Raw genomic sequence first — 11,309 nt, 5'->3', positions numbered from 1 at the left:
TCTGCCTTCTTGCATCATCCTATGACCGCGATGGGCCGCGCAAGCCGCATGCTCATCGGCGATGAGCCCGAGATGGGAGAAGCGGATATGATTGCCCAGAGTCTTTCCATGGGCTGGTTGTCCCCGAACCCCTCTATTTTACACACTCGGCAGCCGGCCGTGCCAAATTCTCTTCCGAAGGCATAAAAAAGGGGGCGCCGGGCGCCCCCTTAGTGGCAAAGAAAGTGTCTTGCGTTCAAAGAAGCCCGGCCCGGCTCATGATTTCCGGGACCTTCTCCTCCATGCCGATGGCCATGATATGCACCCCGTCGCAGATGCCTTCGTCCTTGAGCTGGCGAATGTGCCGGGCGGTGATGTCCATGCCCGTGTCCAGGGCCTTCTCCTTGCCGGCGGCCTTGAGCTCTCCGATAAGCTCCTCGGGCACGCGGATGCCCGGGACGTTGTTATTGAGGAACCGGGCCATACCCACGCTCTTCAGGACGACGAACCCGGCCAGGACCTTGACCTGGTGCTTGCGGGCGTGCTCCATGAAGCCCTTGAATGCCTCCACGTCATAGATGGCCTGGGTCTGGAAAAACCGGGCCCCGGCCCGGACCTTCTTGGTGAACTTGATGAGCTGGGGCTCCAGGGGATTGGCCTCCGGGGTGACCACGGCGCCCTGAAAGTAGTTCGTAGCCCCCCGAAGCTCGTTGCCCGCCATGTCCCTGCCGCCGTTGAGGCCCTCGACCGCCTGAAGGAGCTGCACGCTCTCGATGTCGTAGACGGGCTTGGCCGACTTATGGTCTCCGGCGGAGACGTGGTCCCCGGTCATGCACAGAACGTTCCTGATGCCCAGGATGCTCGCCCCCAGGAGGTCCGACTGAAGGGCGATGCGGTTGCGGTCGCGGCAGGTCATCTGAAGGACGGGCTCGAGCCCCCGCTCCAGGGCGAGCTTGCACACGCTCATGGAGTTGATGCGCATGACCGCCGACTGGTTGTCCGTGACGTTGACGGCGTCGACCTTCCCCTTCAAGAGGTCCATGTGGTGGAGCATCTCCGAGATGTCGGTCCCCTTGGGAGGGCCCACTTCGGCGGTGACCACGAACTTCCCGGACTCAAGCGCCTCTCTGAAGGTCATTTCTTCTTGTCCTCCCGGGCGGAATGCGCCCTCGGTTTCTGGCTGGCAGCCCAGTCCTTGGGCTCCAGGGTGGTTTCCATCAGGTCATCGAGGCGGCCGATGCGCTTCATCCGCTCGTAGATGCGCACCCAGCAGCAGTCGATGTCCTGGCTCACCTCGCACTTGCCGTCCTTCACGCCGCCGCACGGGCCGACGAGAAGGCCCTTGGGGCAGTTGGTGAGGGGGCAGATGCCGCCCGTCTTGTCGATGATGCACTCCCCGCAGAGGGAGCAGCGCTCGTCGAATATCTGAAAGCGGGTCATGTTGCCCAGAAAGAGGCTGTCGTTGCACGGGTAGACCGGCTTGTCCGGGAACATCTCCACCGCCGCCTGGGTTCCCGCCCCGCAGGACATGACGATGACCGCGTCGGCGGCGTTCAGGGCGTCCTTGTACTGCTTGAGCTCGGTCTTGGTCCCCAGCACCTGGCAGCCCGTCTTGGCCTTGTGCGTGCCGGTGACCGTCTTGCCCTGGGCCTCGAGGGCCTCTTTGAGTTCCTGAAGCTCCGTGTCCCCGCCGGTGCCGCAGAGCGACGCGCACTCGGAGCAGCCCACGAGGAAAAGGCTCTGGTAGTCCTTGATGGACTCCAGGAGTTTTCCTCTCTCTTTCTTTTTGGTGATTATCATAAAGCGCCTCCCTTGCCTTTAAACGGTAACCTCCATGCCGGCGGCCATCTTGGCGGCCTGCACGGTGTTGTACATGAGCATGGCGATGGTCATGGGGCCCGCCCCTCCCGGGACGGGGGTGATGTAGGCCGCTCTTTCCTTGGCGGCCTCGAATTCGACGTCTCCCACTAGTCTACCCTCCGGAGTAACGTTAATGCCAACGTCGATGACCGCGGCGCCTTCCTTCACCCAGTCGCCCTTGACCATCTGGGCACGGCCCACGGCCACGCACAGGATGTCGGCGGTGCGGCACATGTCGTCGAGGTCGGGAGTGCGGCTGTGGCAGATGGTGACCGTGGCGTGTTTTCTCAGAAGCAGCAGCGAGAGGGGCTTGCCCACGATGACGCTTCTGCCCACCACCACGGCGTGCTTGCCCTTGGGGTCGATGCCGTAGGCCTCCAGCATCTTCATGGCGCCGTGGGGCGTGCAGGGGACGAACCCCGGCTCGTCCAGGAGCAGCCGGCCCAGAGAATCCGGGCCGAAGCCGTCCACGTCCTTCTCCGGTGCGATGGCGTGCATGACCTCTTTCTCGTCGAGGTGCTTGGGAAGGGGAAGCTGCACCAGTATGCCGTGCACCCGGGGGTCGGCGTTCAGGTCGCCGACGAGCCTCAGGAGCTCGAACTGGGAGGTGTCGACGGAGAGCTTGTGCCCCAGGCTGGCGATGCCCAGGCTCTCGCAGGTCTTCTCCTTGTTGGCGACGTATTTCATCGAGGCCGGGTCCTCTCCCACCAGGACGACGGCGAGTCCGGGATGCACACCCCTGCCCTTGAGGGCCTCGATGTCCTTCTTGAGCCCGTCCTTGACGTCCTGAGCAACTTTCTTCCCGTCGATCAACTCTGCGGCCATGCTTTCCTCCTATGGATTTTTCTTGATCAGCTCCAGCATCTCTTCCCTGGTGGACGCCTTGCTCCGGAACGTGCCGCGCACCGCCGACGTCACGGTGCGGGAACCGGGCTTGCGGATGCCACGCATGCTCATGCACAGGTGCTCGGCGTCTATGATAACCATGGCGCCCTTCGGCTTCAAGCGCTCCATGATCATGTCGGCCAGCTGCGAAGTGAGCCGCTCCTGCACCTGGGGGCGCTTGGCGTAGTGCTCCAGCACCTTGGCGAGCTCGCTCAGGCCCACGATGCTTCCCGAGGGGATGTAGGCGATGTGCGCCTTGCCGATGAAGGGCAGGAGGTGGTGCTCGCAGACGGAATAGAAGGGGATGTCCTTGATGAGTATCATCTCGTCGTGCGTCTCGCCCTCGATGGGGGTCAGCAGGTCCTCCGGCGGCGTGACGATGCCGGCGAATATCTCCTCGTACATCTTGGCAACCCGCTCCGGCGTGCACCGGAGGCCGGAGCGGTCCGGCTCCTCGCCGATGCCCTCGAGGATGAGGCGCACCCCCTTTTCTATCTTCGCCTTATCCATGGCCGTGGATGACGCGGGCGTCCGTGATGACGACGTCCACGGAAATGTCGTGCTCCTCCCGGGGAAGTGACGGGAAGACCTGTTCCTCGTAGGCCAGGGCCACGATGGGCCGGAGCCCCTTCACGCGGGGGAGAAGGCGGTCGTAAAAACCGCTGCCGTAGCCCACCCGCCGCCCTTCGGGGTCGAAGGCGACGCCGGGGACGACCAGGAGGTTCGCCTCCTGGACGGGCACCTGCTCCCCGGCCGCCGGCTCGGGTATGCCCCTGAAGCCGGGGGCCATGTCCTCAAGCCCTTCGATGCGGTGCAGGGCAAGCCGTCCTTCCACAAGGTCCACGCGGGGCAGGAGGACTTCCTTGCCCGCGGCCAGTGCTTCCATGATGATGCCCAGGGTGTCCACCTCGGTCCTGAAGGACGCGTAGAGGGCAACGCGCTCCGCGCCGCGGAAGGCCGGAAGGGCCAGGAGGCGCTCCTTGATGAGGGAGTCCTTGAGCTGGCGAACCCGAAGGGGGATGGCCTTCCGCCTCTCCAGGGCCTCGCGCCGTATGGAGCGCTTCAGCTCAGCCGGCGGGTTCAAGGCGCTCTTCAATTCTCTTTACCATCCCCTTGACTTCCTCAACCAGGGCGGGCGCAGCCTCGTAGGCCGGGGCGGCCGCCATGTCGGACTCCATGATGGCGTGGTCGAAGCCGATGGAGCCGACGAGCTCGACGCCTCCCAGGTGCTCCCTGATATAGGCGACGTCCGCCTCCGAGCGGACCTTGTTGGCCACGGCGAAGACTTTTCGCACGCCCAGGCCCGCGGCCAGCTTCTTCACCGTCAGCGCGGTCTGGATGCTCCGGTGCCCCGGCTCCACGACCACGATGAAGGCGTCCATGGCCTCCGACGTCCCCCGGGTCAGATGCTCGATGCCCGCTTCCATGTCCAGGACCACCACGTCGTCCCTCTCCACCACGAGGTGCCGGAGGAGGCGCCTCAGGAAGACGTTCTCGGGACAGTAGCAGCCGCTTGCGGCCTCCTTGGACTTGCCGGTGATGATGAGGGTCACCCCGTCAAACCGATAGCCCACCTCCTCGGGGATGTCGTCCACCCGGGGGTTCAGGCGGAAGACTCCCCCGGAGGTCCCGGGGCGCGCCCCGGTCCTCTCCTCGATGAGCTCGACCATCTCGGCTACGGGGCGGAGGCGCTCTATCTCCGCCTCCGAGAGGCCGAAGGCCGATGCGAGGTTGGCATCGGGGTCGGCGTCAACGGCGAGCACCTTTTTCCCTTCCCGTGCGAAAATATGACTCAGAGTCGCGGCCAGGGTGGTCTTCCCCACGCCACCCTTGCCGGTGACGGCGATTTTCACCCCCCATAGTAACATTTTGGCTAAAATAGTGTAAATACTTGCGGGGTTTGCTGGATTCCCCGGTCAAGCCGGGCAGTGAGGGAGGAAGGTTCGCCTCTTTCACTCGTTTGCTTCTTTCATTTCGTTGAGATGCCCTCCGGGAGACTCGTCTCGACGGATGCGGCATGAAACGGGCTGCGCAGTTTGCTCCCGGCCCGGCCTTGGACGAAACCCCTTGAAAAAATGGGGAAACCATGTGTATTCTAATAAATTACCCTCCGAAGGGACGCCATGGCGAGGAAACAGGAAAAAGAGCTGGGGAAGCTGAGGGAGCAGATAGACGGGATTGACGACGAGATTCTGGAGGCTCTGAACCGCCGGGCGCGCCTGGTGCTGGAGGTGGCCAAGATAAAGCACCACATGAACGCGCGGCTTTACGTGCCCGACCGGGAGAAGGACGTCATCCAGAGGCTCCAGAAGCAGAACCCCGGCCCGTTCCCCAACGACGCCCTGAAGCACCTGTTCAGGGATATCATGTCGGCCTCCCTGTCTCTGGAGGAGGCCCTCCGGGTGGCCTTCCTTGGGCCCCCCGCCACGTTTACGCACCTGGCGGGCCAGAGGCATTTCGGCTCCTCCGTGCACTTTGTGCCCTACGGCAGCGTGAAGGAAATATTCCAGGCCGTGGACGCCGGGAAGGCGGACTTCGGCATCGTGCCCATCGAGAACTCCAACGAGGGCATCGTGAGCCATACTCTGGACATGTTCATGGACTACGACCTCAAGATACACGCCGAGGTGATGCTGGAGGTCTCCCACAACCTTCTGTCCAAGGCCGGCAAGGCCGAGGACATCAAGAAGATATACTCCCATCCCCAGGCGGCCGCCCAGTGCAGGGAATGGCTGGAGGCACACATGCCCGGCATCCCGGTGCTGGAGGCCTCAAGCACCTCCCGGGCCGCGGAGATAGCCGCCGAGAACACGGATGCCGCCGCCATAGCCAGCGAGCTGGCCGCCCGCATGTACGACCTGTACTTCGTGGAGAAGCACATAGAGGACTCCCGCAAGAACGTCACCCGCTTCCTGGTCATCGCCGGGGAGAGCCCGCCCCCGACGGGGAAGGACAAGACCTCCATCATGTTTTCGGTGAAGGACAGGCCCGGGGCGCTCTTCGACATCCTGACGCCGTACAAGCGAGCCGGGATAAACCTGACCAAGATAGAGTCCAGGCCCTCGAAGCGGAAAGCCTGGGAGTATATCTTCTTCGTGGACATGGAGGGCCACGTGGAGGACGAGAGGGTTCGCCGCGCCATCGAGGAGATGAAGGAGGGGTGCCTCTTCCTGAAGGTCCTGGGCTCCTACCCCTGTGGAGAATGAAGCATGCTCAAGGTGCCTGAGTACATAGCGGAGCTGAAGCCCTACGTGCCGGGAAAGCCCGTCGAGGAGCTGGAGCGCGAGCTGGGGATAAAGGACTCCGTGAAGCTTGCCTCGAACGAAAACCCCCTGGGCCCCTCGGAGAAGGCCCTGGAGGCCATCGACGAAAGGCTTCTCCGGTCGCTCAACAGGTATCCCGACGGCGGGGGATATTATCTCAAGGAGGCCCTGGCTCAGCGCCTGGGGGTGGCCGAGGAGGAAATCATCCTCGGAAACGGCTCCAACGAGCTTCTGGACGTGGCCGTCAGGACCTTCATGAAGCCCGGAGAAAACGCCGTCATGGCCTGGCCCTCCTTCGTGGTCTACCCCATGTCCGTGCAGGCCCAGGGGGGCACGGCTACGATGGTGCCTCTCACGGACTTCCGCCACGACCTGGAGGCCATGGCGCTGGCCGTTACTCCGGAGACGAAGATTATTTTTATCGCCAACCCCAACAACCCCACGGGGACCATCAACACGGCCGCGGAGCTTGACGCCCTGATGGCCCGGGTGCCGGAGGACGTCCTCGTGGTGCTGGACGAGGCGTATTACGAATACGTGACCGGAACGTCCTACGCCGACAGCATGAAGCACTTCCGGGCCGGGAGGAACGTCCTTGTCCTGCGGACGTTCTCGAAGATATACGGGCTGGCCGGCCTGCGCGTGGGCTACGGCATCGCCCGGTGGGAAATCCTCGCCGAGATGAACAAGGTGCGGGAGCCCTTCAACACGTCCACGGTGGCCCAGGCCGCCGCCCTGGCCGCCCTGAGGGACGAGGAGCACGTGGGCCGCTCCCGCAGAATCAACGGGGAGGGGAAGGAATTTCTTTACGGGGAGCTCGGCTCCCTCGGGGTGCGATACGTGCCCACGGAGGCCAACTTCGTCTACATGTTCGTCCAGGACGCCCGGAAGACGTACGAGGCGCTTCTCATGAGGGGGGTCATCGTCCGGCCCATGGGCCCGGAGGCCCTGAGGGTGACGGTAGGGCTGCCGGAGGAGAACAGGCGCTTTGTGGCGGCTCTCGGAGAAACGCTCAAGGAGAGGAGATAAATGGACATCATCGTACTCAGGCCCGAAGCCACCAGAAAGGACATCCGGGACATCGAGAAGAAGCTCGAAGGCTGGGGGCTCGGGACCAACGTGGTCATAAAGGGGACCGAGAGGACCATCATAGGCGTCAAGGGAGATACCTCGCGGGTGACGCCGGAGCAGGAAGACGCGGTGCGCGTGATGGACGGGGTGGAAGAGGTCATGCGCATCATCAAGCCCTACAAGCTGGCGAGCCGGGAGTTCCAGAAGAGCGACTCCCACATCCGTGTGAAGCGGTCGACCCTGGGAGGGAGGAAGGTCCAGGTCATCGCCGGTCCCTGCTCTGTGGAAAACAGGGGCATGCTCATGGATATCGCCCGGAAGGTGAAGGCCGCCGGCGCGGCCTTCATCCGGGGCGGCGCGTTCAAGCCGCGGACCTCGCCCTATTCGTTCCAGGGGCTGGGTGAGGAAGGCCTTCAGTACCTGAAGGAAGCGGGAGAGGCCACGGGCCTTCCGGTGGTGACCGAAGTCATGGACCCCCGCGACATGGACGTGGTGGTCAAGTACGCCGACGTCATCCAGATAGGCACGCGGAACATGCAGAACTTCAGGCTCCTCCTGGAGGCGGGCCTCACCAGGAAGCCGGTCCTCCTGAAGAGGGGCCTTTCGGCCACCATCAGCGACTGGCTCATGGCGGCCGAGTACATCATGAGCAACGGAAACCCCAAAGTAATCCTCTGCGAGCGGGGCATACGGACCTTCGAGACCAGCACCCGCAACACCCTGGACCTGAGCGCCGTGCCCGTTCTCAAGCAGCTCACCCACCTTCCGGTCATTGTGGACCCCAGCCACGGCGTGGGTAAGTGGGACCTGGTGCTTCCCATGTCCCGTGCGGCCGTGGCGGCCGGGGCGGACGGCCTCATGGTGGAAGTCCACAACAAACCTGAGGAGGCCCTCTCCGACGGCGAGCAGTCCCTCACGCCCGCCGCCTTCAGCTCCCTGATGCGCGCCCTGAGGCCCGTGGCCAAGGCCGTGGGGAGGGCCATCTGAGCACAAAAAGGCTGGGGAGAGTGGCCGTTCTGGGAGTGGGGCTCCTGGGGGCTTCCTTCGCCAGGGCGCTCAGGAAGCATTCCCTGGCGGAGCATGTCTCGGGCACCGGCCGGAGAGAGGAGAACCTCAGGCGGGCAAGGGACCTGGGCTACATAGACTCCTACAGCCTCTCCCCGGAGGAGGCCTGCCAGGACGCCGACCTGGTGGTGCTGGCCGCGCCGGTGGAGAGCTTCACGGCGCTGGCACGCAAGATAGCCCCGGCCCTCAAGAAGGGCGCTCTGCTCATCGACGTGGGAAGCGTGAAGGGCCGCTTGGTCAGGGAGCTCGAGGGCCTGATGCCTGAGGGGGTGAGCTTCGTCGGCTGCCATCCCATCGCCGGCAGTGAGCGCTCGGGCATCGATGCGTCGAGCGCGGAGCTTTTCGAGGGCGCTTTCTGTGTCGTCACCCCCACGGAGCGCACTCCGGGCGAGGCGATTGAGGACGTCGTACGGTTGTGGCGGACCCTGGGGGCACAGGTGGAGGTGCTCGACCCCGAGGTGCACGACAGGGTCTACGCCGTCCTGAGCCACTTCCCGCACGCGGCGGCGTACGCCCTGGCGGCCGGGGCGGGGAGGCTTCGGGAGGAGCACTGGAAGTTTGCCGGGCAGGGCTTTCTGGACGCGACACGCATCGCCCTGAGCTCGCCGGAGCTCTGGAGCAATATCTGTCTTCTGAACAGGGAGAATCTCCTCGCCTGCATGGAGGCCTTCCGCTCCGACATGGATGATATCCGGGGTTGTCTGGACAGGAGCGACCTGGAGGGGCTGAAGAGGATTTTCGAACGGGGACGGGACGTGAGGCAGGGCCTTGGAGATTGAGCTCAGCAGGGCTCCGGCCATCCGGGGCGAGCTCATCCCGCCCCCGGACAAGTCCATCTCCCACCGCGCCCTCATGCTCGGGGCGATAGCCCGGGGCGAAAGCGTGGTGAGGAACTTCCTCCGCTCGGCGGACACCCTGAGCACGATGAACGCCTTCCGCACCCTGGGAGTGGAAATCGAGGACCGTGGAGACGAGGTCCGCCTCAAGGGCAGGGGGCTTCACGGCCTCAAGGAGCCCCTTTCGGTTATCGATTGCGGCAACTCCGGCACCACCATGCGGCTTCTGGCGGGCCTTCTGGCCGGAAACCCCTTCCTGGGCATCCTTTCCGGCGACGCGTCCCTTTCCGTGCGGCCCATGAGGCGCGTCATAGACCCTTTGAGCGGGATGGGCGCGCGCATCATGGCCCGGGGCGGGGACCGCTATCCGCCCATGGCCGTCCGGGGCGGGGACCTGAAGGGCATCCGCCATGCCCTGCCGGTGGCAAGCGCTCAGGTGAAGTCTTCCCTTCTCCTGGCCGGCCTCTACGCCCGGGGCGAGACCGAACTGGTGGAGCCCGCGGCCTCGCGGGACCACACCGAGAGGATGCTCCGTGCCTCGGGGGCGGACATCTCGGTTGAGGGCCGCACCATAAGGGTCGGAAGCGGCCGGGAGCTTTCTCCCCTGGAGGTGGACGTACCCGGCGATTTCTCCTCGGCGGCCTTTTTCATAGCGGCCGCGGTGCTCGTGGAGGGCTCCGAGCTCATCATACGAAACGTGGGCCTCAACCCCACAAGGACGGGTTTTCTGGATGCTCTGAGAAAAATGGGGGCCCATGTGGAAAGAGCCCGTGAGCGTGAGGTCTCCGGGGAGCCGGTGGCCGACCTTATCGTAAGGAGCTCCCCCCTGAGGGCCATAGAGGTGGGGGTGGACGAGATACCGGCGATGATAGACGAGTTTCCCATCCTGGCCGTGGCCGGAGCCAGGGCGGAGGGGACGACCGTCATACGGGGGGCCGGGGAGCTGAGGGTGAAGGAGTCAGACAGAATCCATGCCATGGGCCAGGGCCTTTCGGCCATGGGCGTCAAGGTGGAGGAGCTTGACGACGGGCTTCGCATTGACGGGCCGGGCCGCCTTCGGGGCGCCCCCGTCAAGAGCTTCGGGGACCACCGGATAGCCATGGCCCTGGCCGTGGCATCGCTGGTGGCGGAGGGCTCCACGGTTATCGAAGGCGCCGAGGCGGTGGACATTTCCTTCCCCGGATTTTTCGAGTCCCTCAGGCGGCTGGCCCACTGATGGGAAGGGTAGTGGCCATCGACGGCCCGTCGGGGGCGGGCAAGAGCACCGTTGCCCGCAGGGTAGCGGGGGAGCTGGGGTTTGACTACCTGGACACCGGGGCCCTTTACCGCGCGGTGGCATTGGGCCTTACGCGGCGGGCAGTGCGTCCCGAGGACACGGACCAGAGGCTCGGGGAGGCCCTTCAGGAGCTTCGGGTAGAGTTCAAAGACGGCAGGGTTTATCTCGACGGCGAGGACGTCTCCGGTGAGATAAGGACCCCGGAGATAGGCCATTATTCCTCCGTCTTCTCGGCCCGCAAGCCGGTGCGGGAGTTTCTCCTGCCGGTGCAGAAACGCGCCGGGGAGAGGGGCGGCCTGGTGGCCGAGGGCAGGGACATGTCTACCGTGGTTTTTCCCCGCGCATGGAGGAAATTCTACCTGGACGCCTCCGTGGAGGCGCGCACCCGGAGGCGGTACGAGCAGCTCCGGGAGGCGGGAAACCCCGTGAGCATGGAGCGGGCCGGAGAGGACGTCATCGGGAGGGACGAGCGGGACTCCGAGCGGGCCCACTCCCCCCTGAGGGTGGCCGGGGACGCGGTATACATCGACACGTCGGACTTGGGGGTCGAGGAGGTCGTGGCAAGGGTGCTCGAGGAGATTGCCAGGGGGTGAGCAATGCTCTTTTATAAGCTCTCCCGGGCGGTTCTTCTTTTGTTTTTCAAGCTTTATAACCGGATTGAGGTCCTGGCCCGGGAGCGGGTGCCCGGGGAGGGAGGGGTGATTGTTGCGGCGAACCACGAGAGCTACCTGGACCCCCCCGTCCTGGGGGTGGCCCTGCGGAGGCGCGCGACCTTCATGGCCAAGGAGGAGCTTTTCCGCATCCCCGTCCTGGGCAGGGTCATCAAGCTCTGGTCCCTGCCCGTCAGGCGCGGGAGCCCCCGGCCCTCCGTCATCAAGGATGCCGTGCGCGTCCTCCGCGAGGGAGGGCTCGTGGTCATCTTTCCCGAAGGGGGAAGGCATTCCGGAGGAAATACCGACCTCAAGCGGGGGATGGAGATGCTGGCGAGGCTGAGCGGGGCCACTGTGGTGCCCGCCTTCATCGAGGGGACCGGGCGGGTTCTGCCGGTGGGCTCTGTAATCGTGAGGCCCTCGA

The 11,309-nt window shown here is 64.7% G+C and carries 14 protein-coding genes; 8 read left to right on the top strand and 6 right to left on the bottom strand.

The window, feature by feature from the left end; translation table 11 throughout:
* A partial coding sequence (locus tag P8Y39_10230; GenBank protein MEJ2192702.1) for a hypothetical protein occupies nt 1–186 on the top strand: 186 nt, incomplete at its 5' end.
* Between the two features lie 49 nt (nt 187–235).
* Here P8Y39_10230 and P8Y39_10225 read toward each other — a convergent pair.
* From P8Y39_10225 to P8Y39_10200, 6 genes are read right to left on the bottom strand one after another with little or no spacing between them, the layout of a single operon-like run.
* A complete protein-coding gene (locus P8Y39_10225; GenBank protein ID MEJ2192701.1) occupies nt 236–1,117 on the bottom strand; it encodes a methylenetetrahydrofolate reductase in 882 nt (293 codons plus the stop codon).
* Nucleotides 1,114–1,779, bottom strand: coding sequence for a methylenetetrahydrofolate reductase C-terminal domain-containing protein (locus P8Y39_10220; protein MEJ2192700.1), 666 nt, complete (start codon nt 1,777–1,779; stop codon nt 1,114–1,116). The genes P8Y39_10225 and P8Y39_10220 overlap by 4 nt, the downstream gene beginning before the upstream one ends.
* 18 nt (nt 1,780–1,797) lie before the next feature.
* The gene (gene folD / locus P8Y39_10215; protein ID MEJ2192699.1) at nt 1,798–2,664 is read right to left on the bottom strand and encodes a bifunctional methylenetetrahydrofolate dehydrogenase/methenyltetrahydrofolate cyclohydrolase FolD; all 867 of its coding nucleotides are present in this window, start codon (nt 2,662–2,664) and stop codon (nt 1,798–1,800) included.
* A gap of 9 nt (nt 2,665–2,673) precedes the next feature.
* Entirely contained in the window at nt 2,674–3,234 is a 561-nt protein-coding gene (gene folE, locus P8Y39_10210; GenBank protein MEJ2192698.1) for a GTP cyclohydrolase I FolE, read from the bottom strand.
* On the bottom strand, nt 3,227–3,808 hold the full coding sequence (locus P8Y39_10205) for a 5-formyltetrahydrofolate cyclo-ligase (GenBank protein MEJ2192697.1): 582 nt from the start codon (nt 3,806–3,808) through the stop codon (nt 3,227–3,229). The genes folE and P8Y39_10205 overlap by 8 nt, the downstream gene beginning before the upstream one ends.
* Nucleotides 3,792–4,577: a carbon monoxide dehydrogenase accessory protein CooC gene (locus P8Y39_10200; protein ID MEJ2192696.1), complete on the bottom strand. Its 786-nt coding sequence runs from the start codon at nt 4,575–4,577 to the stop codon at nt 3,792–3,794. Before P8Y39_10200 ends, P8Y39_10205 begins: the two co-directional genes overlap by 17 nt.
* Nucleotides 4,578–4,847: 270 nt before the next feature.
* On the opposite strand from P8Y39_10200, the gene pheA reads away from it, so the two are divergent.
* From pheA to P8Y39_10165, 7 genes are all read left to right on the top strand, one after another.
* A complete protein-coding gene (gene pheA / locus P8Y39_10195; protein MEJ2192695.1) occupies nt 4,848–5,930 on the top strand; it encodes a prephenate dehydratase in 1,083 nt (360 codons plus the stop codon).
* Nucleotides 5,931–5,933: 3 nt separating this feature from the next.
* Nucleotides 5,934–7,016 carry a histidinol-phosphate transaminase gene (gene hisC, locus P8Y39_10190; GenBank protein MEJ2192694.1) on the top strand — a complete coding sequence of 361 codons (1,083 nt, stop codon included), beginning with the start codon at nt 5,934–5,936 and terminating at the stop codon, nt 7,014–7,016.
* The gene (gene aroF, locus P8Y39_10185) at nt 7,017–8,045 is read left to right on the top strand and encodes a 3-deoxy-7-phosphoheptulonate synthase (protein ID MEJ2192693.1); all 1,029 of its coding nucleotides are present in this window, start codon (nt 7,017–7,019) and stop codon (nt 8,043–8,045) included. It begins immediately after the preceding gene.
* 20 nt (nt 8,046–8,065) lie between these two features.
* Nucleotides 8,066–8,902 carry a prephenate dehydrogenase/arogenate dehydrogenase family protein gene (locus P8Y39_10180; protein MEJ2192692.1) on the top strand — a complete coding sequence of 279 codons (837 nt, stop codon included), beginning with the start codon at nt 8,066–8,068 and terminating at the stop codon, nt 8,900–8,902.
* A complete protein-coding gene (aroA, locus tag P8Y39_10175) occupies nt 8,892–10,175 on the top strand; it encodes a 3-phosphoshikimate 1-carboxyvinyltransferase (GenBank protein ID MEJ2192691.1) in 1,284 nt (427 codons plus the stop codon). Before P8Y39_10180 ends, aroA begins: the two co-directional genes overlap by 11 nt.
* Nucleotides 10,175–10,828 (top strand): (d)CMP kinase, encoded by a 654-nt coding sequence (cmk, locus tag P8Y39_10170; GenBank protein MEJ2192690.1) that lies wholly within the window; start codon nt 10,175–10,177, stop codon nt 10,826–10,828. Before aroA ends, cmk begins: the two co-directional genes overlap by 1 nt.
* Nucleotides 10,829–10,831: 3 nt before the next feature.
* Nucleotides 10,832–11,309: lysophospholipid acyltransferase family protein (locus P8Y39_10165; GenBank protein MEJ2192689.1), on the top strand; the 478-nt coding region annotated here is incomplete at its 3' end.

This window comes from Nitrospirota bacterium (genome assembly GCA_037386965.1).
Lineage (GTDB): Bacteria > Nitrospirota > Thermodesulfovibrionia > Thermodesulfovibrionales > JdFR-86 > JARRLN01.
The sequence above is the reverse complement of the archived record's forward strand: the minus strand, read 5'-3'. Positions and strand labels throughout refer to the sequence as shown.

Excerpts from the sequence above, each read along its gene's own strand:
- folE (MEJ2192698.1), bottom strand. The coding sequence starts at position 3,234 with ATGGATAAGGCGAAGATAGAAAAGGGGGTGCGCCTCATCCTCGAGGGC.
- hisC (MEJ2192694.1), top strand. The coding sequence starts at position 5,934 with ATGCTCAAGGTGCCTGAGTACATAGCGGAGCTGAAGCCCTACGTGCCG.
- aroF (MEJ2192693.1), top strand. The coding sequence starts at position 7,017 with ATGGACATCATCGTACTCAGGCCCGAAGCCACCAGAAAGGACATCCGG.
- P8Y39_10225 (MEJ2192701.1), bottom strand. The coding sequence starts at position 1,117 with ATGACCTTCAGAGAGGCGCTTGAGTCCGGGAAGTTCGTGGTCACCGCC.
- pheA (MEJ2192695.1), top strand. The coding sequence starts at position 4,848 with ATGGCGAGGAAACAGGAAAAAGAGCTGGGGAAGCTGAGGGAGCAGATA.
- cmk (MEJ2192690.1), top strand. The coding sequence starts at position 10,175 with ATGGGAAGGGTAGTGGCCATCGACGGCCCGTCGGGGGCGGGCAAGAGC.
- folD (MEJ2192699.1), bottom strand. The coding sequence starts at position 2,664 with ATGGCCGCAGAGTTGATCGACGGGAAGAAAGTTGCTCAGGACGTCAAG.
- P8Y39_10220 (MEJ2192700.1), bottom strand. The coding sequence starts at position 1,779 with ATGATAATCACCAAAAAGAAAGAGAGAGGAAAACTCCTGGAGTCCATC.